Here is a 25,537-nt window from a genome sequence, read left to right on the forward strand (position 1 = left end):
CAACCTCTTCAATCGAGCCGAATGCTGGAACTTCTTCAAAGCGGCAGGATGTGCCCCGGATTAATCGTACGATGCTCTAGCCTCAGGCGGCTTTCTGCTGGGCTGCGGCGTTGACAGCCGTCTCGGCCAGTTTGGTGAGGTCCTCGTCGGTGCGGGATTCCTCTTCCAGCGTCATGTCGAGCAGCTTGACGGCGTCCTTGTAACCGAGCTGGTTGGCCCAGGTGCGCAGCGTCCCGTAGCGGGTGATCTCATAGTGCTCGACCGCCTGGGCCGAGGAAATGAGACCGGCGTCGAGAGCCGGGGCGCCCTTGAACTCGTCCATGATCTCTTCGCCTTCGGCGATGATGCCCTGGATGGCTTCGCAGGTCTTGCCCTGGGCGCGCTTGCCGATCAGTTCGAACACCTGCTGGAGGCGCTCGATCTGGCCCTGGGTTTCTTCCTTGTGCTTTTCAAAAGCCTGCTTCAGCTTCGGGTCGGTGGCGCTGCGCGCCATCTTCGGAAGAGCCTTCAGAATTTGACGCTCGGCGTAATAGATATCCTTGAGCGTATCGTAGAACAGATCATCGAGCATTTTCTGAGCCATGTTTTTCTCCTTAGGGAATAGTTTCCAATGAGGGAGAGAGATTGGATATATGCTTTGAAACGCCAAACTCCGCCCATCTGCGAAAGAGGCGTCAACCTCAGATCCGCATGCTTACCGCGTTTCCGACGCATGCCTTTCTCGAAGGGGATGATAGAGAAAGTTGCAGGCGTCACGCGGCCTCCAAACGAAAGGCATGCGTGGAAAGTTCCTGATCCGAGACGAGATTCGCGGCAAACGGGTCTGACGGCGCTAGCAACGGAAAGTCGTCTCGGTGACCAGATCGACGGAACCTTTCCTTCCCCGAGAAGTTTTTGGAGCACGGCAACACGCTACGGCGCGCCGACGGTTCAAAGTAAATGCGGCAGCATGGAAAAGACAGATAAAGATTAACTCAAGGAGATCGCGTGATGAAAAGCTTTTTGGCAACGACAGCAATTGTGCTCGTGATGGGCGGCAGCGCCTTTGCACAGTCTTCCGACCAGTCGACCACGACGCCGGCCGCAACCGCCGGGGCCGCGTCGCAGTTCAGCGCCTACCAGGCTGGCCCGTCCGATATCCGCGCTTCGGAATTCATCGGTCAGCGCGTCTATGCGACCGAACAGGCCATGGCGACCGATCAGGCCGTGCAGCCGGGCGCCGAGCGCGACTGGGATGACATCGGCGAAATCAACGAAGTGCTGCTGGACCGTCAGGGCGACGTGAAGGCCGTGGTGCTCGGCGTCGGCGGCTTCCTCGGCATCGGCGAAAAGAACGTCGCCGTGGCGATGGATCAGGTGAAGTTCGTCAAGAATGGCGATGGCGCCGACGACTACTTCCTGGTGATCAACGCCAACAAGCAGGCTCTGAACGACGCCCCCGCTTGGAAAGCTCCGGAAGAAACCGCTGACGCCGCGAACGACGCAACCCAGAATCAGGCCGGCGCCACCACGGCGACGGACACCAACATGGCTGCCGCTCCCGCGGCCACGGATGCCGGAGCCTCCGGCGCGGCCGGCTCGACTGATATGGCCGCCGGCAACACCAAACCCAATGGCGCCGCCACCGGCATGAACTCCGGCGTCGATACACAGGCCTCCAACACCACGACGGCGACCCCGCCGGCGACCGGCCAGGCCACGAATGACGCGGCCGCCCAGCAGGACATGCAGACGACGGCTTCGACCAATACCGGCGCCGCGATGGACGACAACCGCACGCGTCTGACCGCTCCCTCGGTCACCCGCGAAGGCTATGAAACCGCCCAGCCGACCGAACTGACGGCCGAAAAGCTGCAGGGCGCCACTGTCTACGGCCCGAATGACGAAGACGTCGCCACGATCAACCGTCTGGTGATGAACGAACAGGGCCAGATCAAGGACGTCGTCCTCGATGTCGGCGGCTTCCTCGGCATCGGCGCGCGCGAAATCGCCGTCACGCCGGAAGAGCTCAACATCATGCGCAACACCAAGGGCGACGATGTCCGCGTCTATATCGACGCCAACAAGGACACGCTGAAGGCTCAGCCGGAATACAAGGCTTCGGCCGAGTAATCCGCCTCCGTCCAGACATTCGAAGGGTCGCCGTTTCGGCGGCCCTTTTCGTTGCCGTCTTTCCGCACGGAAATCGGGTGTCGCGCTGCCTGCTCACTCCCTATGCCTGGGCCTTCAGCAACAGGAGAACCAGTCATGGGCGTTTTGGACAACAAGGTCGCGATCATCAGCGGCGCATCCTCGGGCATCGGCAAGGCGGCGGCGCATCTTTTCGCTCAGGAAGGCGCGAGTCTCATTCTGAATGCGCGCGGCCAGCAGGCGCTTGAGCGCGCCGCCGCCGAGATCCGGGCTGGCGGCGGCAAAGCGATAGCGATCTCAGGCGATGTCGAATTGGCCGGCACCCATGCGGAACTGGTGGACGAAGCAAAAAGCAGATTTGGTGGAGTGGACATTGCTTTCAACAACGCCGGCATGGTCGGCGCGATCAAACCGCTCGCGGAACTCTCGGTGGAGGACTGGCAGGCGGCGCTCACCTCCAATCTGACCGCCGCTTTTCTCGCAAGCCGCGTCCAGATCCCCGCGATGCTGGCACGCGGCGGCGGCGCGATCGTCTTTACCTCGAGCTTTGTCGGCACGAGCGTCGGCCTTCCCGGCATGGGCGCCTATGCCGCCGCCAAAGCCGGCCTGATGGGCCTGGTCAAATCCATAGCCGCCGATTACGGCGCGAAAAACATCCGCGCCAATGCGCTTCTGCCCGGCGGAACCGACACCGGCATGGCCGGCGATCAGGCCCAGAAGGACTGGGCCGCCAGCCTGCACGCCATGAAACGCATCGCGGAGCCCGATGAAATCGCGCGCGCGGCGCTGTTTCTCGCAAGCCCTGCCGCGAGTTTCGTCACCGGTTCGGCGCTTTACGCCGATGGTGGGAATTCGGCGGTAAAATAGACTGCGCGTTCGGATCGGCTCCACCCCGGCTGGGCGGTCACATGCATGAGCCAGGCGCTATGAGTATAGCGCTGACAGTGCGGCTGCTCCCCGGATCATGCCCTTCTTGGAATCTTTTGGGAAGCCGCGTCTTTAGACGCGGCTTCCGGTCGAAACGACACGCGATTGCGGTCAACTCGCAGCGCGCTGCGTGCAGGTCGGCTCCCGTCTCGCTAGGTCTGCGAACAGGTGGGCGTCCTCGCCGATACCGGAATTCGGCGTGGTGAGCAGCGTGTCGCCATAGAACACCGAATTGGCGCCCGCGACGAGACAGAGAATTTGCGCCTCACGGTTCAACGCAGACCGTCCGGCGGAGAGGCGAACCGTCGAACCGGGCATGACCAACCGCGCCGTCGCCACCATTCGAACCAGCTCGAGAGGATCGATGCGCGCGCGGTTCGCCAGCGGCGTGCCTTCGACCGGCACAAGGGCGTTTATCGGCACGCTTTCCGGATGCGGCGCCATTGTCGCCAGGACCTGCAACATGGACGCCCGGTCGCGCATCGTCTCTCCCATGCCGATAATGCCGCCGCAGCACAGATCGATGCCGAAGGAGCGCACGATCGCCAGCGTCTCCAGCCGGTCCTCATACGTGCGTGTGCTGATGATCTGTCCGTAGAATTCCGGACTCGTATCGAGATTGTGATTGTAGGCGGTCAGCCCCGCCGCCGCGAGGCGCTCGGCCTGATGCGGCTTCAGCATACCGAGCGTGACGCAGGCTTCCATGCCGAGAGCGCGAACGCCGGCGACCATATCGATCACGGCGTCGAACTCCTTGCCGTCCCGAACCTGTCGCCATGCCGCGCCCATGCAGAACCGCTCCGCCCCCGCCGCCTTGGCCGTTTCAGCCAAGGCGATGACTTTCTCAGGGTCCATCAGCCGATCGCGAGTCAGGTCGACTTCGCGATGATGGGCAGACTGCGGGCAATAGGCGCAGTCTTCAGGACAACCGCCCGTCTTGATCGACAGAAGGCTCGCTTTCTGGACCTTGTTGGGATCGTGATGTTGCCGGTGCACGGCATTGGCCCGGCCCACGAGTTCGAGCAACGGCGCGTCCTGAAGATCGAGGATCTCTTCGACCGTCCAGTCGTACCGGATGACGCCATCCAAAGCCGTCATTCGCTTTTGCTCCGGAGGCGGATGCCCAAGGCAGGAAGCGCTGCGCTGCCCAAAGCCACCACGGCTATTTTGACCAGATCACCCGGCAGGAAAGGCAAAACGCCGACCGCAAGAAGCTGAGCCGCCGGGACATAGAGCGCCAGCCAGGCTGCGCCGATCCCGTAGATCAGCGCCATTCCGGCGAGCATCGCCCCGGCGCGGCCGATCATTCCCCTGCCGGCAGCCAAGACGCCGACAACCCAGGACGCGACGAGAAAGCCGAGCAGATAACCGCCGGTCGGGCCGACCATGTAAGCGAGGCCGATACCCCGTTCCGGCGAACCCGAGAACACCGGAAGGCCCGCAGCGCCCGCGGCGAGATAGGCGAGAAAGATCGAAACCGCCATCCGCGGCCCGAACGCGACGGCGAAGGCCATGACGGCCATCGTGTGGAGCGTCATCGGCACCGGCCAGAACGGAATCTGGACTTTTGCGGCCAGCGTCATCAGCGCCGCGCCCGCTATGATCATCGCGCCCGTGCGGATGGCTTTGGATCCAGGCCTTGCGGCCTGCTTCGTAACGATATCCGACATTCCATGTCTCCTTCATTCCATAATTATAGATAATTTTTAGAGTCTATCGCTAAATGAATCCACAAAAATACAATCGTGGCAATAGCCGCGTGCGGCGCGCGATCATTTTAGAATGTGATGGGAAACGCAGGAGCGTCTATTTGGGCTTTTTCTGCCCAATCGTCTGGACGTGACGCGCAAGCGTGGTTGCCGCGATTTCGGTCTGCCCGGCTCTCAACGCGTCAAGGATGGCGCGGTGGTCGCGATCCGTGGGGGCCTCCCATTCGGCGCGCCAGCCGGAAAACAGAAAGCGGGCGCTCGCAGTATGCAGATCATCGATCGCCTTCAGCAAGCGGGGCATGCCGCATGGAGCCAGGAGGATACGGTGAAAGGCGCGATTGGCCATTTCCCACGCCTGAACATTAAGCGCTCGATCCCCGGCCCGGTTGGCTTCTTCGGCCTGATCCAGAATGGCTCTGGTCAAATGCGGGACCGCATTGCGCAACGCCAGAGTTTCGAGGGCGGCGCGCATCTCGGCCACTTCGCGCACTTCGTCGACGCTGAAGCCGGCGACGCGGACGCCGCGACGCGGCTCGCTGACGACCAGGCCCTGCGACTCCAGTCGCTTGAACGCTTCGCGAACCGGAACATGGCTCGCGCCGAACTCCTCGGCGATATGATCCTGTCGCAGCTTGGCGCCGGCCTCGATCTCGCCGGCGATAATCCGCGCGGCGAGCGTCTTGCTGATCTGGGCGGCAATCGTTTCTGATTTGGCGGTCGTCATGATTTTATAGATAATTCGGATGAGACCGCGTGTCGATCAGCGATTGACCGGAAATGAACCGCGCTTCACCCCACCGCCAACCTGATCTCATACCCCGTCGCGCCAGACCGGCTGACGAGGCTGCGAAACAGCGCCGCATATCTCCCCGCGCTGCGCTCCCAGGAGAACCGCGCCTTCATCGCCTGCGTCTGCAATTGCCGCCATTGGGCGGGATCGGCATAGACGTCCATGGCGCGGCGGATGGCGTGGCAGAGGCCGTCGGTGGTGACCGGGTGGAACTGGAAGCCGGTGGCCACCTCGGCGTTCATGGCGGCGTCATTGGCGTCGATGACCGTTTCCGCCAGCCCGCCGGTGCGGGAGACGACCGGGATCGCGCCATAGCGCAGGCCGTAAAGCTGCGTCAGGCCGCAGGGTTCGAAACGCGAAGGCTGGATGATGGCGTCGGAGCCGCCATGGATCAGATGGGCCAGCTCCTCGCTATAGCCGATGCTGACAGCGATGCGGCCGGGATGGCGCGCCTGCATGGCCTGCAGCATGCCTTCGATTTCCGGATCGCCTTTGCCGCAGATCACCAGCTTGCCGCCGTTGAAGACGAGGTAATCGGCGGCGTAGGCCACCATGTCCATGCCCTTCTGCCAGGTCAGACGGCTGATGCAGGAGAAGATCGGCGCATCGTCGTCATGCAGGCCGAGTCGGGCGTTGAGCGCCTTCTTGTTGACCGCCTTCAAATCTAGGCTGTCGACATCGAAGGCCTGCGGAAGGAGCGGATCGTGTCCCGGATCCCAGATATCCTCGTCGATGCCGTTGAGAATCCCGCGCATATCTTCGCGGCGATAGCGCAGCACGCCGTCGAGCCCCATGCCGAAACGGGGCGTGAGGATTTCCCGTGCATAAGTGGGGCTGACCGTGGTGATCAGATCCGACGTCATCAGCCCGCCCTTGAGGAAGCAGATGTCGCCGTAATATTCGAGGCAATCCATGCTGAGCGCGCTGGGCGGCAGGTGCAGATAGGGCAGAAGCGCTGCCGAATACTGACCCTGGAAGGCGATGTTGTGAATGGTCAGGACCACGGGCTTATCGCAGCCCATATGGCGCATATAGACCGAGGTCAGCGCCGACTGCCAGTCATGCGTATGCACCAGATCCGGGCTCCAGCCGGGCAATTCGCCATTGGCGATCAGCGCGCCGGCGAGCGACAGGGCCGCGAAACGCTTCCAGTTGTCGGGATGGTCGACCCCATGCTCGTTGACATAGGGGCCCCCGGGACGACGATAGAGCGCGGGAATATCGAGGACGAAGAGCGCCGCGTCGGGCGTCTGCACGAAATGCAAAGCCGCTTCTTCGCCGAGGATCTCGTCGAAGCGGAACAATGGCGGCTGCGCGCCCAAGAGCGTATCGAAAACGGAGTAGCCGGGCACCAGGGTAATCGAGTCGACGCCGAAGACTTTCAAGGCCTTCGGGAGAGAACCAGTCACATCCGCGAGGCCGCCAGTCTTGATATAGGGAAAAACCTCAGAAGTGACGGACAGGATTTTCATGGGCGTTTCCCACTGATGGGTTCTGATCTCTGCGGCATGCTGCCCCCCGGCTAGGTTCCAAAAATGAAATCTGGTATCCGCTACAACTTCGCTGGGCTTTTCCGGTTCCTCCCGCGTTGCCGAATCATATTCATTTTGTCGGAGAAACCGTGACAGCGACATTATCATCAGATTGAAGTTATTAAAATATTTTTGACGGCTGCAAAGGTTGCCGGCTTATGTTCGCTTATGACCAAATCAATCTTCGCCGAGACTTACTGAGCAAAGCGGCCGACGGAAAACCGATCGGTAAGTTTGTAACTCAAGTTTATGAAATACAATATTCTGACGTTAGGGAAGTCAGCTTCGATTGGGTGCGCAGAAAGTTACAAATCATGCAGGCAGGGCTGACAGATACCGATTTCTTCAATCGATCCGCCGAAAGCGTGGCGCGGGATCTTCTTGGAATGACTCTTATTTTTCGCGGTTGCGGCGGCGTGATCGTGGAGACGGAAGCCTATCATCGCGACGATCCCGCCTCGCACAGCTATCGCGGTCGGACGCCGCGCAACGGCGCGATGTTCGGCCCGGCGGGCCGCGCCTATGTCTATCGCTCCTATGGCGTGCATTGGTGCCTGAATGTGGTGTGCGAACCCGGAAGCGCGGTGTTGATTCGCGCGCTCGTCCCGACCGAGGGGGTAGAGGTCATGCGCGATCGTCGCGGCGGCCTCGCCGACCGCCTTCTCTGCTCCGGCCCTGGGCGGCTGACCGCCGCGCTCGGGGTCACCGGCGTGGAGGACGGCGCGGCGATTACCGCTCCGCCCTTCTGCCTGCAAAGCCGAGCATCGGAACCGGACATCGTGATCGGGCCACGCATCGGCATCACCAAGGCGGTCGAAGCACCGCTCCGCTTCGGCGTCCGGGGCTCGCCCCATCTGAGCAAGCCGTTCCGCTAGATCATATTTGTAGTCGTCATCGTCCGGCGTCCCTGGCCAACCGGTTGTTGGCACTTTCAGTTTGCGCCGGTCAGGCGTAGCAAACCCTCGAGCCTCAAGCCTTTGCCCAGACCATGACCGAGACGAACCGTCTGGACATCGCCGCCGCAGAAGCGGCGCTCGACCGAGCCAACACCAGAAGCCTGACCAACATCGATTGAGACGTCGGCGGGGCGCACCCCACGCGACCATCACCCGCTCTTCGGTTTGTCGGTCTGGCAACGAAGTCTGTTCTGGACCGGCAGGCCGCCCACGCGCGCGGCAATGTCGGCGGCGATCACCACTTCCTCCGGATAGAGCACAATGCCGTCGAGCACGATGGCGCCGTCGACTTCCGTCACCGCCACCTGGGTGGCGTCGAGATCGGCGGCGCACGCCAGCGCATCGGCCACCCTCGCCTCGACCTGGGCGCCGCCGGCGGATTTGTCGATTTCCGGCGTGTCGCCATGAAAGGTCTGGGGTTTGAACACCATGCGGCAGCTCCTGCTTTTGCTCTCACGCAACAACAGGCGGACGGCGCTTCGGGTTCCCGCGCGCTCGCGCCGCTCGGGAACCTCCTGCCGAGGCTGCGGTTGTTGAACGGCACAGGAGAACGTCATGACGGAAGACAGCAGCGACACGACCAAGATCCGCAAGGACGCCGAGGGCCAGTTCGCGCCCAGCCAGGCCGACCGCAAGTCAAGCGGCGTGGCGAGCGCCAAGCCCACGGTGATCACCGGCACGGAAGACGCGACAGCCGCGAAAAACCCGGGCCAGAAGAAAGGCCCGGGCGACTGGGATGTCAATTATGATGAGCGGGATACGGAAAACCCGGAACCGGATCATTGAGCGTGACCGCTCACACATGCCTCGGCGGCGCGCGGGTTTCGTCGGGGTTCGGCGAAGGATCTTCGTCGGGGAGGCGATCGGGTTCAGGCTCCTGAACCGGCGGATCGGGCTTCCAAACCGGCGGCGGCATCACGTCCGGGTCCGAAGGGTGCGGCGATCCGGGCTCGATGGACGACGAGAATGTTTCATATTTCAGCATCGTATGTCTCCTTCCTGTCAGCCAAACACCTCTCGCCGGGACTTGTTCCCATTGCGGGTTGCCGATCAGGACCGCTCGGCCCGGAGGCGCGCCGCGTCCACGATCCGCCGGATTTCGTCCGCATGAGCATGTTCGAGCGCAAAAGCCTCGCTCGGCAACACGCCGGGATCTTCCTGACCATTCATGAACTGGGTCTCCGGCGCGAGATGATAGAGGATCTCGGTCTGGCCGTTCCTGGCCAGAGCCGCGACGATGGTGGTGAGCACGTCTCGATGCGCGTTCAATCGACGTTCGAGTTCATCAGCGTCCATTTCGTGCTCCCGGAAATCAGTCGATGAAGGCGCCTCGGCTCATGGAGAAGCCGGCGCGGTTGGCTTTGGCGGTTCGATGGCGATGGGATCATTGACCTTCGGCGGCGGCGTCACGATGTCGGGATCGCCCAATCCTTTGGGTTTCAGCACGCTGTTGCAATCCTGCAAGCGCTCGGTGAGAGGCTGGGCGGGATCTGCCTGACCATCCGGACGCACATGGCAGTCCTCTTGCGCGCCGCCGGGCGTATCGAGCGCCCGCTGCGGAGCGTTTTGCGCCAAAGAGGGGTGCGTCGTCGCAAACATCACTGCAATGAGCCCAACCGAGGCGGCAAACGAGTGGATCTTTTTGATCGACGACATGAGATCGCTCCCTGTTTGCTCAGGGAAACAATATCACCGTGACAACGTTCCATCGGACAAATTCAACCCTATGCACAAAACCCACTAGCTTTGCGCCCTCTCAACACCCATAATATGAACAGCGCCTAACAGACCGTGGCGCGTACTTCGGAGGAGAAACGAGATTGGCCGGGTCACGGACATCAGGCGAACACTTCGGCGTAAACGACAGCCGCGAGACGGCGGGCGCAGCGAATTCGACGACGATCTCGGCGCGCGCCGCACGCAGCGTCAAGCCCGTGAAACCGGCGGCGTCGGGCCGAAAACTCCTGGTGCTTGAAGACGATTATCTCATCGGCGAACAGCTGGCGTCGGAACCTCTGGCGGACGGCTATACGGTGTCCGGCCCTTATACCTGCGTGCAGGACGCGCTTGTCGCGCTCAGGGCAGACAATGACATCACCGCCGCCATTCTCGATCTCAACCTGAACGGTCGAATTGCGTTCGATCTCGCATCCGAGCTCGTGGCGCGGAAAATTCCGTACATCTTCTACACCGGCTATGAAAGCGCCATCGTGCCGGAGGCCTTCCGCGACGCGGCTAGGGTGAGCAAGCCCGCCCCATGGCCCGTCATCCGGCGCGCGCTGGAACAGGCCGAAGCGGAAGCGAAGAACAACGGCGCTGAAACCTCAGAAGACGAGCGCAATTTTCTGGCTCTGCTGCCGCTGTTGCGCCAGAGAGCCCGTCAGATCACCCCCACGGACGAATCCGCCGAAACGCTGGTCGAACGGGCGCTGGAACGCGCCATTCAGGAAATCGAAAGCTGCCCGGCCGACGTTCCGGTCGAAAAATGGCTGGTGACCCTGCTCGAAACCACCGGCATCGGCGAACCCCGCCTGATCAATTGATCGATGGATAGCTCCCGAGGGTAAAAATCCGGCGCAAGGTCAGGCTCAATCCCGCGACGCAGGTTGTGGCCGTTATGAACACGCCGCCCTTCATGCAGTAAGTGGATGAATCCGGCGATGTTGATGCGGGACCGCGCAAAGCGCCGCCGCCGCGGAGGAGTTGCACAACACGCCGCCGATCAGCCGCAAGAGCTACATCCCACCCCAAAGTTCTTGATCTCGCTCTCGCTGACGGCGAGCCGGTCCGCAGAACGTTGGCGGGCCTGCTCGTCACTCCCCCCGAAACGCCGCGCGGCTTGACCCGCAGGGAATCTTTGCTGATCGCCTTTTTGCCGAAGCCTGACGAAAGGGCCGAATTCGAAGTGGCCCGATCTTTCAAAAATTCGGGTTCGCGCGGAACCGGACCAAAGCCGGCGACGTTGAGCGGTCATGCGTGTTGATTTCGGGAAGGACCGTGCATATGACCGTGTCGCCGCCTCAGGGAGAAACGATACGCGCCGAGATCGTCGAGCTCATTCCCGCCCTCCGCGCATTCGCCCGATCCTTCTGCCGCAATGCATCTGACGCCGACGATCTCGTCCAGGAGACGCTGCTCAAGGCCATTGCCAATATCGACAAATTCCAGCCGGGAACCAGATTGAAGTCCTGGCTTTTCACCATCATGCGCAACACCTTCTACACCCGGATCGTCATCGCCAAGCGCGAGGCTCCGGGTTCCGACGCCTGTGTGTCCGATGACAGCGCCATCTCCGCCACCCAGGAATGGACGGTGCGCGGGCGGGAACTCGAACGCGCGCTTTCCCGATTGCCGATGCATTACCGCGAGGTCCTGCTGCTCGTGGCGGTGATGGGCGATAGCTACGAGACCGCCGCACAGGTCTGCGATTGCGCGGTCGGAACGGTGAAAAGCCGGCTCAATCGAGCCCGGCATCAGATTTCACTGGAAGTCGACGGAGACCTTTCAGCCTGAAGGTCCGAGGTCTTTGTCACGAAGATAGGGGACTGACATATGCTGATGCTTGCCTTGACGGCGCTCGTGAGCGCCGCGTCTGGCGTTGTGCTGCTGGTGGGCGGCATCAATCTCCTCACCCTGGGCGGCAGCCCTTATTATGCGATTGCCGGCGCAGCGTTCGTCGTGGTCGCGGCGCTTCTGGTCATGAGGCGCAAGGAAGCCCTGGCGCTCTATGGCCTGTTCACGCTGGCCTCTCTCGCATGGGCGGTATGGGAAGTGGGCTTCGACTGGTGGCAGCTCGGACCACGCGGCGGCTTCATCATCGTCTTCGGCCTCTGGCTTCTGACGCCGCTTGTGCGCAGGCGCCTGGGCAGCTCGCTGGAGCGTGTGGAGGGCCGCACCGCCTCGTCCCTGTCGCTCGGCGTCCCGTTGCTCGTCTCCATCGCTGTCGCCGTCTATGCGATGGTCCAGACGCCCCATGATCAGCCCGGCGTTCTTCCCGATCCGCCGCCGCAGGTGCAGGCCTCGACAACCGAAACCGTCGATCCCGGCGAATGGCCCCGCTATGGACGCACCCAGCTCGGCCAGCGCTATTCGCCGCTCGCAGAGATCACGCCCGCCAATGTCGGCTTGCTGGAGGAGAAATGGCGTTTCGAAACCGGCGACAAGAAGGGCCCGAGGGATGTCGGCGAAACCACCTATCAGGTGACGCCGCTCAAGATCGGCAACACGCTCTATCTCTGCACGCCGCACAATTGGGCGATCGCGCTCGACGCCACGACCGGCAAGGAAGTCTGGCGCTTCGATCCCGGCGTGAAACTCGATTCCGCGCGCCAGCACCAGACCTGCCGGGGCGTCACCTATTTCAACGATGCGGAAGCCGCCGTCGACGCCCCCTGCAAGGAGCGGGTCTATCTGCCGGTGTCCGACGCCCGCCTGATCGCGCTCGACGCCAAGACCGGCAAGATCTGCACGAGTTTCGCCAATCAGGGTCAGTTGCAGCTCGAACAGGGCATGCCCTACAATCCCAGCGGCTATTATTATTCCACTTCGCCGCCCGTCATCACCGCCGACAAGATCATCATCGGCGGCGCCGTCAACGACAACTACTCGGTCAAGTCGCCTTCCGGCGTGATCCGCGCCTTCGATGTCCGCACCGGCGCGCTGGTTTGGAACTGGGACAGCGGCAATCCGGAGCAAACCGCTCCAATCGGACCGGGCCAGACCTATACGCCGAACTCCCCCAACAGCTGGTCGGTTTTCTCGACCGACGAAGCGCTCGGCCTCGTCTATATCCCGCTTGGCAACCAGGTGCCCGACCAGCTCGGCATGAACCGCAGCCCGGCCGTCGAGAAATTCTCGTCCTCGATCGCCGCCCTCGACGTCAACACCGGCGCGGTGCGCTGGGTGCGCCAAACCGTGCATCACGATCTCTGGGACATGGATGTGCCCGCCCAGCCGGCGTTGCTTGACATCACACAGCCGGATGGAACGACGGTTCCCGCCCTTGTCGGCCCCACCAAGCAAGGCGACATCTATGTGCTGGACCGCCGCTCGGGCGAACCGCTGATCCCGATCGAGGAGGTTCCCGCCCCGCAAAAGACCATCCCCGAGGACCGGGCGTCGCCGACCCAACCGCGGACCGGCCTCACCTTCAGGCCGCCGCCTCTTCAGGAGCGGAATATGTGGGGCGTGTCGATGTTCGACCAGATGGCCTGCCGCATCTCGTTCCACAAGCTCAACTATGAAGGCCAGTACACGCCGCCGTCGCTCAATGGCACGCTCGTCTATCCCGGCAATTTCGGCGTGTTCAACTGGGGCTCGGTCGCCGTCGATCCGGTGCGGCAAGTGATGTTCGGCATGCCGGCCTATCTCGCCTTCACCTCGAAACTGGTGCCGCGCGCCGACATCCCGCCGAAGGGCGCCGACGAGAAAGGATCGGAACAGGGCCTCAACCGCAATGAAGGCGCGCCTTATGGCGTCTATATGGGCCCGTTCCTCGGCCCGCTCGGCATTCCCTGCCAGGCGCCGCCCTGGGGCTATGTCGCTGCGGCGGATCTTCGCACCGGCGAAATCGTCTACAAGCATGTCAACGGCACGGTCTATGACATGCCGCCGCTTCCTCTCCCCTTCAAGCTCGGCGTTCCCGGCATCGGCGGCCCTATCATCACCGGCGGCGGCGTCGCCTTCCTCGGCGCGGCCGTAGACAACTATATCCGCGCCTATGACCTGAAGACCGGCCGCGAACTCTGGAAGGGCCGCCTTCCGGCCGGCGGCCAGGCGACGCCGATGACCTATACCGACGCGTCGGGCAAGCAGGTGGTGCTGATTGTCGCCGGCGGCCATGGCTCGGTCGGCACCAAGACGGGCGACTATGTCATCGCCTACAGCCTGCCGGCGAAATAGACCGAAAGGCCAGGAACATCGGAAGGAGCGGGATGTTGGATCGTCCCGCTCTTTTCCTTTGGAGAAGCGTTATGCCCTAAGAACCAAGACCCGCCGCCAACCAGAACGCCGCCGAAGGCGATCCGGCCGTCATCGATCGCGAACTGGCGCGGCAGGGGGAAAAGAAGGTTCAGAACGACAAGCGAGACATTCAGCCCAAACGAAGCTGAACCACCTCAGGACACGTCCGGTCCATTTTCGTCGGACGGATGTCGTCTTGGAGGCGCGAACGCCGTCGTATTCTCTTCCGGATCAATGCTTCGGCCGACCTCGACGGGAAAGGGAGCTTCCCCCTCGTAGCCATCGAACATGTGAATTGTTCCGGGCGGTGGAGGAGCCTCGTCCGTCCATTCGAAATAAATCCGACGTGCGAGAAAGCAGCCTGCAGCAGCAGCGCCCGCATAGGCCGCGATCACCGTCCATGCCCAACTTGAACCGAGCATACGGGCAAGCCATGGCTGGATGTAACGTAGATAAGGAAGAAGACCGAACCCAGCGGCAGTGGGCGTGTACAGTGCAAAGAGCAGATATTTTACAGAGGGAGGAATGGCCGCGGATCCGGAAATAGAACGAGACGTCCGATCATGTAGGAATGACGCTCGCCAGCGCAAGATCCGACCGTTGCTACTCTTGCGATTAATTTTTGGTCGCGCCGCTCGGCATCGCCGCCAATTTGCGAACGGCGTCCGCGACCGCATCGGTCAATCCCACCGCCCAGTTCGCGCAACGCTTGCTGCGAAACTTTGGACAGTCGGCCGTCCCGGATGACGCAATTCCGACGACGTCCCAACCGTCATCCGTTCGCCGGAGAACGGGGGATCCAGAGGACTTCATTGTCAGGTCGCAATCGGTCTCGAGACCACTGCCTGATATGCCGTCGATGGCCCATGTCTTGCGGACCTGACATTCCGAGACGATCCGTTCATTCCAATCCTGGAACGGAAAGCCATCCTGCCGGATCGACACCGCCGTCACCTTATCCTTGACCGCCGCAGGGCGGACCGGAAGCTTGTACGGCTTTACTCCGGGGATCGGTTCGGCGAGCTTCATGGCGATCCAGTCGAAGCGGTCCGTAAACGACCTTTGTCGATCATCGGGATAAATGATCGCCTTGACATCGATCCGATACCATTGCGACGTCTTGCCGTCCGTGACCTCGAAACCGCAATTTCCCAGGGCTGGACGACCGGCATATCTGACCATGCTTCTTTCGGGAAAAATCACATGCCGCGCCGTCAGGATGACATCGCCCTGATGCACGAGGAAAGCCGACGCCTCGTTGAACGGACACATGATGCGTCCGCTCGCGGCGAATTCTTTCCGAACATCCGCTTCGGACTTTTTGACCGAGGCGGCATAGGCCGAAATCGGCTGTCTTCTGTCCTTGCCGATCACGCCGGCGGCGACATCCTGCCATCCAGCAACAAGACAGAGAAATGACAGGGAAAATCGCAGCGATCGCATGTGTGACCGAAAGTTTTTGGTTTGGAAATTCAGTAAAGGATGTAGCTCGCCAAATAAGATGCGACTCGGCGGTGTTGTTTTCGTTAGGAAAAACTACGCCCCAGCCCACCGCTGACGCGACTCGTCGCCTGATGAGATGCGACTCAGAGGCCGCTTCGCCAGACAAGATGCGACTCCGCTTTGCGAGCTTCAAAAGCAAGTGGCCGGAGACCTAGAGAAGAACGCAGTACATACTGGGGGTCAAAAACTAGAAAAACTAATATCCCAGTTCACTAGGAATCACGGAAGGGCACTTCGTGATCATTTTAGCGACTTCAGCAACGATTGGGTCGCCAAATCCCTGAGTTGAGAGGAGGTATTCTAAACACTCAAGCAATCCCTTGAGTTTGTTTGGGGAACTTGAAGGGACGTTTCCGGTCAGGTACTTTCTAGGCTGTTTCTGAAAAGACCGGTTAAATAGCCGATCATGGTGTGCGCAAATATTTCGAAGGTCATTCAGGGCCTTGACCCAGTTTTCCAGCAGTTCATAGGTCGGTAGTCCGAACGCTGCAGCGAGGTCGTTTTTGACAGTGTTGGATACTTGCTCCATGGCATGACTTAGATTTCCAAATGTCATGAACTCTTTGAGCACCCAGATTGGGGGGAGCATTGGAGGATTATATTCGTCGAAATAGTGCCGCGCTCGCTGATCGTTCTTCTTGTAAAATATATCTGAAAGACGCCCTAAGGTCGCGGCCCGTGTTTTCGGGGTCTGGAAGCCAGCGTTGTCAAAGTATGGATGTGAACCATGACGGCGTGACATTATTTCGGATAATTGATTTCGGAGCGTGACTTCAAATCGGCCCGTGTGAAGGAAACAAAACAGCCTAAGCCGCTCATCAAACTCGTATAACGCTATTATATCCCGGAATTTAGTTCCAGGGATGAATGGTTTACCCGGTAGGCTTACTTGACGTCTGCTACGAAAATAGATGCGCAGGCGCTCATATCCGATTTGGGCAATCTTCTTTTCCGCGAAATTTCGGGTGCGCCCTGGCAAAGGGAGGCCGCAGCTGATGAGATGCTGCGTTAACTGAGCTGGATTTTGATGGAGTTTGGTATAAGGTCGACGCGCCATCAGACGTCGACCTCAAAAACGAGAAGGGCCACCCTGTTGCACGTCCTTTCGGACGTGTGGTGACCCGTAGCCAGATGAATATGCTCATCTCGTTCCCAAAAATCAAGAGAAATCTTCTAGGTCACCACAATTAATTCAGCAATTTCTATAAGGCGCAATGATCAACTTCAGGTAAACGAGCCGAGGGAAAACACCGCAAGCCTCGCCGCCAATATCGCGGGAATTCAAACTACGAGTCGCATTTTATGAGGCAAGGAGTCGCATCTAGTAAGGCGACAGTCGCATCTCATGTGGCGACCTATAAAGGATGGTGGGCGTGACAGGGATCGAACCTGTGACCCCTTCGGTGTGAACGAAGTGCTCTCCCGCTGAGCTACACGCCCATCCTATTGAAAAACCAGCCGGAGCTCGCTTCCCGTTTGCGGTGCGCAGCCTCTAACAGCTTTGCGGGGGGAATGCAAGCGCCGGCGTTGTTATCATGCGGTTTTCTGGAGCGGGATTTCGGAGCCCGCGAGTTTCAGCCGGTCGGCGGCGTCCTTGAGATCCTGGCTGAAGGTGGAGGCGGCGCTGGCGGCGGACAAAATAACCTCGGCGGCGGCGGCGTCGACATGGGTGGCGCGCGATTCGGCGGGCGCAGGTTTCCCCAGCAGATAGCCCTGCAATTCATGGCAGCCGATCTGCGTCAGGAAGCGCGCCGCCTCGATGGTTTCGACGCCTTCGGCGACCAGCGTCATGCCGAGCCCGCGACCCAGTTCGGCAATGGTGCGGATGATGACGCCCGAGCTTTCGGCCTCGTCGAGATTGGCGACGAAGCTGCGATCGATCTTGATCGTATCGAAGGGAAAACGGCTGAGATAGGAAAGCGACGAATAACCGGTGCCGAAATCGTCGAGCGCGATTTCGAAGCCCTTGCGCTTGAGTTCCTGCAGGATTGCCAGCGCGCGCGCGTCGTCGTCAATCAGCACGCTTTCGGTGATCTCGAGTTCCAGCCGGTCGGTGGAGACGCCCGCTCCGCCGACGATCGCCACGAGCGAGTCGACGAAGCCGGGTTGGCGGAACTGCAACGGCGAGACATTGACGCTGAGCTTGCCCTCGGGGATCTGTTCGGCGAGCAGCCTGCATGCTTCGGAAACCACCCAGAGGCCGATCGGCACGATCAGCCCCGAGGCTTCGGCGACCGGAATGAAGTCGGCGGGGCTGATCATCTGCCCCTCGGCGTCGCGCCAGCGCAGCAGCGCCTCATAGCCGGAAATCGAGGCGGTGGCGGCGTCCACGCGCGGCTGCAGATAAAGTTCGAATTCCTCGCGCTCCAGCGCCTGGGCGAGTTTGGCCTCGAGTTCCCGGCGCTTTTCCGTCAATTCGTTCATGCCGGGGCGGAAAATGGTCCAGCGATTGCGGCCGGCATTCTTGGATTCATAAAGCGCGATGTCGGCGAGCGCGATGAGGTCGTCCGGCGTCTGGGCGTGATCGGGACTGCGCGCCATGCCGATGCTCACGCTGACCGGGCAGACGGCGCCGCCGCCGATGTCTACCGGCGTCCGGAAGGCGCGCACCAAGCGGAATCCGAGATCCGTCAGTTGATTTTCGAACGCGGTGTTGAAAACGATGACGCCGAATTCGTCGCCTCCCAACCGCGCCACCATCGTGTTGTTGCCAGAGATGTCGGCCAGACGGCGCGCCACTTCGCAGATCACCTTGTCGCCCGCCTGGTGGCCGTAGACGTCGTTGATGTCCTTGAAATGATCGATGTCGACCAGCGCCAGCGCATGCGCCGCGCCATGCGCCGTCGCGGCGGTGCGTCGCGCCAGTTCCTCGTTGAACAGCACCCGGTTCGGCAGGTTGGTCAACGGGTCGTGCTGGGCCATGTAGCGAATGCGCTGCTCGGCCGCCTTGCGTTCCCTGAGATCGATGATGCAGACCACCCGGGCCTGCTGCGATCGATAATGGATATCGCGGCTGCGCACTTCGATCGGGATGTGTTCATCCTCCACGCTCACCATGATCGTCTCGAACGTCTGTTCGCCCGGCGCGCCCAGCCTTGATCGGAGCCGCTGCGCCTCCTCCTCAGGCACGAAGTCGAGGAGATGGCGCCCGATGACGTCGTGACGCGGGCCGCCGAAGAGCTTGCTGAACTGATCATTGGCGTCGACGACCGTGCCGCCGATATGGACCAGAATGGCCTCGAGCGCGGCATTGGCGAGAGCCGCGACGCGATCGGCCTCCTGCAGGTCGCGCTTGGCGTGCTCGACATCGAGCCGCTCCTTTTCACGCTCTTCGAGCGTATCCATCAGCCGGTTGAACAGGCCGGTCAACGTTTCCGCCTCGCCGCCATTGTCGTCGGGCAACCGGTGCTTGAGATTGCCGGAGCCATTGAGAAGATCGGTCAGCGCCGTCTCGACATGACCGACGCCGAGACGGGTGTCGTGTTCGGCGACATTGAGGCCGATATCTTCCGCTTCCGGAGTGACGCGGATCGGCGAAACCTTGTCGAGGAGCCAGAAAAAGGCGTAGCCCATCGAAAAAGCCCAGAGAAAATTGATTGCGGAGCCCAGCAACTGGATCTCGAACTGCGCCCAGCGACCGCCATTCGGCAGATTGTCGACCGGCGCGAGGAAGGCGAGCAGCAGCGTGCCGATGAGACCGGCGACGGCATGCACCCCCACTGCGCCCACGGCATCGTCGATGCGCAGATAACGTTCGATCGCATGGGTGCTCCACACCGCGGCCGCCGAACCGGCGGCGCCGATCGCCAAAGCGCCGGCGGGCGTCAGGATATGGCAGCCGGCGGTGACCGCCACCAGGCCGCCCAACATGCCGGTGAAGGACTTTTCGGGCAGGATGACGCCGTTGCGCAACCCCATGATATAACCCACGGACGCGCCCATGCCGCCGGCGAGCACCGTGTTGAGGATGATCATCGGCACGTCGGCGCTCATGCGGAGCGTGGAGCCGCCGTTGAAGCCCAGCCAGCCGAAGAACAGCAGGAAAGCGCCCGTGGTGGACAACACCGGACTGTGACCGGAAATCCGGGTGATCGATCCGTCTTCGCGGAAACGGTTCCGGCGCGCGCCGATCACCAGGCAGGCGGCGAGCGACACCCAGCCGCCGGTGGCGTGCACCACGGTCGAGCCGGCGAAATCGACGAAGCCGAGATTGGAGAGGAAGGCGCCGGAGGATGGCGCGAGCGCCCCGCCCCAGGCCCAATGCACGAAGACGGGGTAGATGATCGCCGACATGAAGATGGAGCCGGCGACATAGGCCGACAGCTTCATCCGCTCGGCCACCGCGCCGGAAACAATCGTCGCCGCCGTGCCGCAGAACATCACCTGGAAGACAAAGAAGCCCGCTTCCCAGGGTTCGAGACCGCCCAGCATGAAAAACTCTTTGCTGAGACCGAACGGCCAGCCGGCGGAAGGCGCAAACGCGATCATGAAACCGACGGAGGCGAAAGCGACGATGCCGAAGACGAAATCGAGCAGGTTTTTCTGCGCAACGTTGATCGAATTCTTCGACCGGACCATGCCGGCTTCAAGAAGCAGGAAACCCACCTGCATCATCATCACCAGCGACGACGCCGTCATCAGCCATGCCAGGTCGATCTGCGCCTTGTAGGACATGTCGTCTTCGGCGGCCGACGCGACAGCAGGCGTGGTCCACAACATGGCCGCGAACGCAAAAACGAGGGGTGACAGACGCGAAAACAGTACTCTGAACATGGGTCATCCCGGTATGGTCCGGCGAAAACTAGCCCCATGACATTAAATTATCGTTTCATTTTGACGCAGGTCGCTCATTATCCTGCTGATAGTAATGCGTATTTTAGAAACAAAGCAGGTAAGACAGGCCGGCTTGCGCCGGCCTTCGATATCAGATCAGGCGCCTTCGAAGCCCTGCAGCACGCCCACGGCGTTGACGCCGATGTCCGCGACGGCATAACCGCCCTCCTGGACGAAGAGCGTCGGCAGGCCGAGTTTGGCGATGCGCGCGCCGATCTTCGGAAAATCCTCCGTCTTCAGCTTGAATTTGCTGATCGGGTCCTTCTCGAATGTGTCGACGCCGAGCGAGACGACGACGACATCGGGCGCGTAATCGGCAAGCTTGCGGCAGCCGTCTTCCAGCGCCTCGCTCCAGGCGTCGAATGTCGTGCCCCAGCGCAAGGGATAATTGAGGTTGAAACCTTCGCCCTCTCCTTCGCCGATCTCGTCCTTGTGGCCGAGGAAATAGGGATATTCCTGCATCGGATCGGCGTGGAAGTTGATGACCTGCACATCCTTGCGGCGGTAGAAGATCTCCTGCGTGCCGTTGCCGTGGTGATAGTCGACATCGAGGATCGACACGCGCGACGCCCCCTGATCGAGGAACCACTGCGCGGCGACGGCGGCGTTGTTGATGAAGCAGTAGCCGCCCATGAAGCCGGCGCCGGCGTGATGGCCCGGCGGACGGCAAAGCGCGTAAGCCGCCGTCTCGCCACCCTTGACGAGCGCGGCCGCCGTCATAGCCACGTCGTGAGAGGACTTGATCGCGTCCCAGGAGCCTTCCACCATGCCGATGCCGGCGTCGAACGAGTAATAACCGAGCGCGCCGTCGATGAAATCAGGCACGACATCGCCGCGCAGGCCGCGCGTCGGCCAGGTGAAAGGCAGCGCGGTGCCGTCGCGTCCCGCCTCTTTCCAGCGCGGATAGACCGTCGGCAGGAAATCGAGGAAATCCTTACGATGGACGCGGGCGGCGGTGTCGAGCGTGTACTCATCCGGCCCCAGGATCGGGCCGAGCCCGACCTCCAGGATGCGGTCATGGATGAACTGAGCCCGCGAGGGCATCTCGAAAGCCGGCACGATGGCGCCGGCGACGAGTTCGAGATTGTTGGCGTGTCCCAGATGACGGGGCGAGAATATCGTTTTCATGGCGAGGAATTCCGTTGAATGAAAACCCGCCGCGACCTGTGTCGCGGCGGGACAGACTTGAACGGACCTTACTTCTGCAGTTCGGTCCAGATCTTGGTGTAGAGATCCTGCGTGGCGGGATCGCAGAGCCTCATGAACTCGGCCTTGGCTTTGACGTCGGCCGGCGGGTTGAGTTCGGGGGCGCCCTTCATGTCGGCGGGCATGAACTTGTCGGAGCCAGCGATGCCGTTGGAATAGCGCGCGAAGGCCGAGATCATCGCCGCATTTTCCGGATCCATGATGAAGTTCTGGAACAGCTTGGCGTTCTCGACATTCTTGGCTTCCTTCAGCACGACGACGTTGTCGGACCAGAAGGTGATGCCTTCCTTTGGATAGAAGTAGTGGATGTTCGGCTTGGCGAGCCGCTGGCGCAACGCCGAACCGTTCCAGTCCGATGTCGCGGCGAAGTCGCCGGCGGTCATCTTTTCGATGGTGTTGTATTCCATCGCCACCCAGTTCGGCTTGGCCTTCACCAGGGTGTCGCGCGCCTTCTTGAGGATCGCCTTGTCCGTCTCGCAGAGCTTGCCGCCGTTATAGGCGATAGCCGCGAAAACCACGTCGGACATCTCAGGCACGATGTTGATCTTGCCCTTCAGCTCTTCCGGCGGATCGAAAAGAATGCCCCAGCTGTCGGCAGGACCCTTGTAGACGTCGGTGTTGACCACCACGCCGACCGAACCCCACTGCCACGGAACCGAATATTTGCGGCCGGGATCGAAGTCGGGATTGGCCCATTCGGGAGAAATGTTCTTGGCGTTCTCCATCTTGCCGGGATCGGTTTCCTGGATCAGGCCTTCCTTGATCCAGATCGGCAGATGGCTCTGGCTGGGCACGGCGATGTCGAAGCCGGTTCCGCCCTGACGAACCTTGGCGAGGGCGGTGTCATTGGAGTCGTAGTCGGTGATGGTGACCTTGACGTTGTACTTCGTCTCGAATTTCTTGATCAGTTCGGGGCTGGTGTAGTTGCCCCAGTTGTAGATGTGCAATTCTCCGTCGGCATGGGCAAAGCTCGCCGACGCCATCAGCATGGCGAAGCCCGCCAGCATTTTTCGTCCCAGTATCATCTTGGTTCCCTTCCTTTATGAACTGCGTTTTCTGTTGATGAAGAAGAAGATGGTCACCGCCACCAAGGACAGCAGCAGGAACATCGTGGAAATGGCGTTGACCTCAGGCGTCGTGCCGCGGCGGATCTGGCCGAGCATATAGGTCGGCAGCGTATCCTGCCCGCCGGATTTGACGAATTCGGTGATGACGACATCGTCGAGCGAAATGACGAAGGCCAGCATGAAGCCGGCGATGATGCCCGGCCAGAGCAGCGGCAGGGTGATGTAGCGGAAGGCCTTGACCGGCGTGGCGTAGAGATCCGCCGCCGCGCGCTCGAGCGTGTTGTCCATGCTTTCGAGGCGGGCGCGAACCGGCAGATAGGCGAAGGGCACGCAGAAGGCCGTGTGCGCGGCGATCAGATAGCCCATGCCGGAATAGCCGGTCCACATTTTGAGCCGGGAGAAGAAGATCAGCAACGCCACGGCCGTGACGATTTCCGGCACCATCAAGGGCAAATTGATGAAGGCGTATTTGGCGGTCAGCCCGCGATAGGGCTCTGTCCTTGTCATGGCCACCGCCGCCAGCGTGGCGACCGCAGTCGCCACCAGCGCCGCCACAGTTGCGATCTGGAAGGAGCGCGCCGCCGCCTCGATCACCTGGATATTGCCGAGCGCGGACCGATACCAATCCAGCGAAAAGCCGCCCCATTCGGAAATGCTCTCGCCCGCATTGAAGGAAAACACCACCAGGACCGCAATCGGCACATAGAGCGCGAAGAAGGAGAAGAGAGCGATCGTGGTGAAGCCGCGCTGACGGCGGACGTCGAAGACACGGTTAGCCATGGCTCTTCTCCATCGAGCCGGAATTCCGGACATAGGCGATCAGCGCCACCATCACCAGCGCCATCATCACGATGGACAGCGCAGCCCCCAGCGGCCAGTTGCGCCCCTGGCCGAATTGCAATTCGATCAGGTTGCCGAGCATCAGGTTCTTGCCGCCGCCAAGGATGGAGGGCGTCACATAGGCCCCGAGCGAGGGGATGAAGACCAGGATGGAGCCCGCGATCATCCCCGGCTTGACGAGCGGGATGATGATGCGCCGGAGCACCTGGAACGGCGTTGCGTAGAGGTCGTATCCGGCCTCCACCAGCCTGAAATCGAGCTTCTCCATGCTGGCGTAGAGCGGCAGCACCATCAGCGGCAGATAGACATAGACCATGCCGGCCAGGATCGCGCCGTCGGTGAACAGCATCTGGATCGGCGCGTCGATCACGCCCAGCTTCATCAGGAGCGTGTTGATCAGGCCCTGGTTCCGGATCACTTCCAGCATCGCAAAGGTGCGGATGAGAAGATTGGTCCAGAAGGGAATGGTGATCGCAAACACCCAGAGATCCCGGCTATTCGCCGGGCGCGTGGCGATGAAATAGGCGGTGGGAAAGCCGAGAAACAGGGTCAGCAGCGTCGTCAGAACCGACAATTGCAGCGAGCGCAGGAAGATCGACACATGCGCATCGGCAATGGTCAGCGTGTCGTCGAAAATATCCCGCTGCAGCACGACGCCGACCCAGGATTCGGTCGAGAATTTCCATTCGACGTCGCCATACTGGCCGGGCGTCAGGAAGGAATAGACGAGAACGATGAGCAGCGGGCCGGTGGCGGCGAACAGGATGATCAAAAGCGCCGGCAATGACAGAAGCCAGCGGTTGCGAACATCCCGTCTTTGCTGCGCCTCGATGAGAGCCTCGTGACGCGCCATGGTCTCAGCCCCTCAACACGCGGATCGCGGCGTCGGGGAAGGCGACGCCGAGGGTCTGGCCCTCTTCGACAGCGCTTTCCTCGCCCGGCCGGTTCTGCTGGCGCACGGTGAAGATCGAACCGTCGGAAAGACGGAGGTTGAAATAGGTGTCGGTGCCGAAATAGACGATCGACGCGACCTCTCCGGCCAAGGCGCCGCCCTCGCGGGTCAACCGGCTATGTTCTGGCCGGATCATCACCGTCACGTCGTCGCCGGCGGACGCGCCATCGGGAAGCGGCCCGGCAAGGGAGACGCCGCAGGCGAGATCGACCTTCGCGGCGCCGGCTTCGATCGCGCCGATCCTGCCCTTGAGGAAATTCGTCTCGCCGATGAAATCGGCCACGAAGCGATCGGCGGGGCGGTCGTAGATGTCGCGCGGCGCGCCGACCTGCAGGATGCGGCCGGCCGACATCACCGCGATGCGGTCCGACATCGTCAGCGCTTCTTCCTGGTCATGCGTCACGAAAATGAAGGTGATGCCGGTTTCGGCCTGCAGCCGCTTGAGCTCCACCTGCATTTCCTTGCGGAGCTTGTAGTCCAGCGCCGACAGCGGCTCGTCAAGCAACAGAACTTTGGGCGCCGGCGCAAGCGCCCGGGCGAGCGCCACGCGCTGCTGCTGGCCGCCGGACAGTTGGCTGGTGGCGCGGCCGGCGAGATGCTCCATGCGCACAAGCTTGAGCATCTGGGCGACCCGCGCCTGGATCTCCGCCTTCGGCTTGCCGAGCATCTTCAATCCGAAGCCGATATTGTCGGCCACCGACATATGCGGAAAAAGCGCGTAGTTCTGGAAAACCGTATTGATCGGCCGCTGGAAGGGCGGCATCTCGGCGATGTTCTCGCCATAAAGGATCAGCTCGCCTTCCTGCGGAAATTCGAAGCCCGCGATCATTCGGAGCAGCGTGGTCTTGCCGCAGCCGGACGGGCCCAAAAGCGTGAAGAATTCATTTTGCCGGATGGAGAGATTGGCTTCCCGCACGGCCGCCACGCGGTACTCGCCATGGCCGTAATATTTTGTAACGCCGCGAATATCGATCGCGTTGGTGCTACTCATTCTAAATTACATCCCAGGTTTCGGTGCGCATCGTTATGACGCTCTCCGCCCACGCAAATTGCCTCCAAGATGAGGCGCCAGCATGAAGATGTTCCCCGGATCGCTTTGTTTTTTCTCATTTTTTGAAATGCTGTTTTCAG

The 25,537-nt window shown here is 61.3% G+C and carries 25 protein-coding genes and 1 tRNA gene; 8 read left to right on the forward strand and 18 right to left on the reverse strand.

Features of this window, described 5'->3' with window-relative positions; translation table 11 throughout:
• Positions 1-82 precede the first annotated feature (82 nt).
• Positions 83-583 (reverse strand): ferritin-like domain-containing protein, encoded by a 501-nt coding sequence (locus E8Q41_RS21300; protein WP_137157586.1) that lies wholly within the window; start codon positions 581-583, stop codon positions 83-85.
• A 407-nt stretch (positions 584-990) separates the two neighbouring features.
• On the opposite strand from E8Q41_RS21300, the gene E8Q41_RS21305 reads away from it, so the two are divergent.
• Both E8Q41_RS21305 and E8Q41_RS21310 read left to right on the forward strand, forming a co-directional pair.
• A complete protein-coding gene (locus E8Q41_RS21305) occupies positions 991-2,112 on the forward strand; it encodes a PRC-barrel domain-containing protein (protein WP_137157587.1) in 1,122 nt (373 codons plus the stop codon).
• 135 nt (positions 2,113-2,247) lie between these two features.
• Positions 2,248-2,997, forward strand: coding sequence for an SDR family oxidoreductase (locus tag E8Q41_RS21310; RefSeq protein ID WP_137157588.1), 750 nt, complete (start codon positions 2,248-2,250; stop codon positions 2,995-2,997).
• 171 nt (positions 2,998-3,168) lie between these two features.
• Here E8Q41_RS21310 and bioB read toward each other — a convergent pair whose 3' ends face one another.
• The 4 genes from bioB to glgA form a co-directional block, all read right to left on the reverse strand.
• Positions 3,169-4,155 (reverse strand): biotin synthase BioB, encoded by a 987-nt coding sequence (gene bioB, locus E8Q41_RS21315; RefSeq protein WP_137157589.1) that lies wholly within the window; start codon positions 4,153-4,155, stop codon positions 3,169-3,171.
• A complete protein-coding gene (locus tag E8Q41_RS21320) occupies positions 4,152-4,664 on the reverse strand; it encodes a biotin transporter BioY (RefSeq protein WP_246660281.1) in 513 nt (170 codons plus the stop codon). Before E8Q41_RS21320 ends, bioB begins: the two co-directional genes overlap by 4 nt.
• A gap of 199 nt (positions 4,665-4,863) precedes the next feature.
• On the reverse strand, positions 4,864-5,490 hold the full coding sequence (locus tag E8Q41_RS21325) for a GntR family transcriptional regulator (RefSeq protein WP_137157591.1): 627 nt from the start codon (positions 5,488-5,490) through the stop codon (positions 4,864-4,866).
• A gap of 65 nt (positions 5,491-5,555) precedes the next feature.
• Positions 5,556-7,028: a glycogen synthase GlgA gene (gene glgA / locus E8Q41_RS21330; RefSeq protein WP_137157592.1), complete on the reverse strand. Its 1,473-nt coding sequence runs from the start codon at positions 7,026-7,028 to the stop codon at positions 5,556-5,558.
• A 374-nt stretch (positions 7,029-7,402) separates the two neighbouring features.
• On the opposite strand from glgA, the gene E8Q41_RS21335 reads away from it, so the two are divergent.
• Positions 7,403-7,963, forward strand: coding sequence for a DNA-3-methyladenine glycosylase (locus E8Q41_RS21335; protein WP_137157700.1), 561 nt, complete (start codon positions 7,403-7,405; stop codon positions 7,961-7,963).
• Between the two features lie 230 nt (positions 7,964-8,193).
• Here the strand turns inward: E8Q41_RS21335 and E8Q41_RS21340 are convergent, their stop codons facing one another.
• The gene (locus E8Q41_RS21340) at positions 8,194-8,475 is read right to left on the reverse strand and encodes a BON domain-containing protein (RefSeq protein WP_137157593.1); all 282 of its coding nucleotides are present in this window, start codon (positions 8,473-8,475) and stop codon (positions 8,194-8,196) included.
• 124 nt (positions 8,476-8,599) lie between these two features.
• On the opposite strand from E8Q41_RS21340, the gene E8Q41_RS21345 reads away from it, so the two are divergent.
• Positions 8,600-8,830 carry a hypothetical protein gene (locus tag E8Q41_RS21345; protein ID WP_137157594.1) on the forward strand — a complete coding sequence of 77 codons (231 nt, stop codon included), beginning with the start codon at positions 8,600-8,602 and terminating at the stop codon, positions 8,828-8,830.
• Between the two features lie 10 nt (positions 8,831-8,840).
• Here the strand turns inward: E8Q41_RS21345 and E8Q41_RS21350 are convergent, their stop codons facing one another.
• From E8Q41_RS21350 to E8Q41_RS21360, 3 genes are all read right to left on the reverse strand, one after another.
• Positions 8,841-9,029, reverse strand: a complete 189-nt coding sequence (locus E8Q41_RS21350) for a hypothetical protein (protein ID WP_137157595.1) — start codon at positions 9,027-9,029, stop codon at positions 8,841-8,843.
• 65 nt (positions 9,030-9,094) lie between these two features.
• On the reverse strand, positions 9,095-9,340 hold the full coding sequence (locus tag E8Q41_RS21355) for a hypothetical protein (RefSeq protein ID WP_137157596.1): 246 nt from the start codon (positions 9,338-9,340) through the stop codon (positions 9,095-9,097).
• 39 nt (positions 9,341-9,379) lie between these two features.
• A complete protein-coding gene (locus E8Q41_RS21360) occupies positions 9,380-9,700 on the reverse strand; it encodes a hypothetical protein (RefSeq protein ID WP_137157597.1) in 321 nt (106 codons plus the stop codon).
• 164 nt (positions 9,701-9,864) lie between these two features.
• Here E8Q41_RS21360 and E8Q41_RS21365 point away from each other — a divergent pair, with 164 nt between their 5' ends.
• The 3 genes from E8Q41_RS21365 (at position 9,865) to E8Q41_RS21375 (ending at position 13,945) form a co-directional block, all read left to right on the forward strand.
• A complete protein-coding gene (locus tag E8Q41_RS21365) occupies positions 9,865-10,587 on the forward strand; it encodes a hypothetical protein (protein WP_137157598.1) in 723 nt (240 codons plus the stop codon).
• A gap of 460 nt (positions 10,588-11,047) precedes the next feature.
• A complete protein-coding gene (locus E8Q41_RS21370) occupies positions 11,048-11,557 on the forward strand; it encodes a sigma-70 family RNA polymerase sigma factor (RefSeq protein WP_137157599.1) in 510 nt (169 codons plus the stop codon).
• 42 nt (positions 11,558-11,599) lie between these two features.
• Complete coding sequence (locus E8Q41_RS21375) at positions 11,600-13,945, forward strand: glucose/quinate/shikimate family membrane-bound PQQ-dependent dehydrogenase (protein ID WP_137157701.1); 2,346 nt, start codon at positions 11,600-11,602, stop codon at positions 13,943-13,945.
• A gap of 675 nt (positions 13,946-14,620) precedes the next feature.
• On the opposite strand, the gene E8Q41_RS21380 is transcribed toward E8Q41_RS21375, so the two are convergent.
• Positions 14,621-15,277 (reverse strand): serine protease, encoded by a 657-nt coding sequence (locus E8Q41_RS21380; RefSeq protein ID WP_246660282.1) that lies wholly within the window; start codon positions 15,275-15,277, stop codon positions 14,621-14,623.
• Between E8Q41_RS21380 and E8Q41_RS26005 the strand changes: the two genes are divergently transcribed.
• The gene (locus E8Q41_RS26005; RefSeq protein WP_246660287.1) at positions 15,209-15,424 is read left to right on the forward strand and encodes a hypothetical protein; all 216 of its coding nucleotides are present in this window, start codon (positions 15,209-15,211) and stop codon (positions 15,422-15,424) included. The two genes, E8Q41_RS21380 and E8Q41_RS26005, sit on opposite strands and share 69 nt — an antisense overlap.
• 280 nt (positions 15,425-15,704) lie before the next feature.
• Here E8Q41_RS26005 and E8Q41_RS21385 read toward each other — a convergent pair whose 3' ends face one another.
• From E8Q41_RS21385 to E8Q41_RS21420, 8 genes are all read right to left on the reverse strand, one after another.
• Positions 15,705-16,565, reverse strand: a complete 861-nt coding sequence (locus E8Q41_RS21385) for an Abi family protein (RefSeq protein ID WP_137157601.1) — start codon at positions 16,563-16,565, stop codon at positions 15,705-15,707.
• Between the two features lie 308 nt (positions 16,566-16,873).
• Positions 16,874-16,948: transfer RNA gene (locus E8Q41_RS21390), tRNA-Val, on the reverse strand.
• 93 nt (positions 16,949-17,041) lie between these two features.
• A complete protein-coding gene (amt, locus tag E8Q41_RS21395) occupies positions 17,042-20,281 on the reverse strand; it encodes an ammonium transporter (RefSeq protein ID WP_246660276.1) in 3,240 nt (1,079 codons plus the stop codon).
• A gap of 156 nt (positions 20,282-20,437) precedes the next feature.
• Complete coding sequence (locus E8Q41_RS21400) at positions 20,438-21,469, reverse strand: histone deacetylase family protein (protein WP_137157602.1); 1,032 nt, start codon at positions 21,467-21,469, stop codon at positions 20,438-20,440.
• A gap of 68 nt (positions 21,470-21,537) precedes the next feature.
• Positions 21,538-22,554, reverse strand: a complete 1,017-nt coding sequence (locus tag E8Q41_RS21405; RefSeq protein ID WP_246660283.1) for an extracellular solute-binding protein — start codon at positions 22,552-22,554, stop codon at positions 21,538-21,540.
• A gap of 33 nt (positions 22,555-22,587) precedes the next feature.
• Positions 22,588-23,394 carry an ABC transporter permease gene (locus tag E8Q41_RS21410; RefSeq protein ID WP_137157604.1) on the reverse strand — a complete coding sequence of 269 codons (807 nt, stop codon included), beginning with the start codon at positions 23,392-23,394 and terminating at the stop codon, positions 22,588-22,590.
• Positions 23,387-24,307, reverse strand: a complete 921-nt coding sequence (locus E8Q41_RS21415) for an ABC transporter permease (RefSeq protein ID WP_137157605.1) — start codon at positions 24,305-24,307, stop codon at positions 23,387-23,389. Before E8Q41_RS21415 ends, E8Q41_RS21410 begins: the two co-directional genes overlap by 8 nt.
• Positions 24,308-24,311: 4 nt before the next feature.
• Positions 24,312-25,397, reverse strand: coding sequence for an ABC transporter ATP-binding protein (locus tag E8Q41_RS21420; RefSeq protein ID WP_137157606.1), 1,086 nt, complete (start codon positions 25,395-25,397; stop codon positions 24,312-24,314).
• Positions 25,398-25,537 lie beyond the last annotated feature (140 nt).

Source organism: Rhizobium sp. FKL33 (assembly GCF_005222915.1).
In the GTDB taxonomy this organism is placed as follows: domain Bacteria; phylum Pseudomonadota; class Alphaproteobacteria; order Rhizobiales; family Rhizobiaceae; genus Rhizobium_E.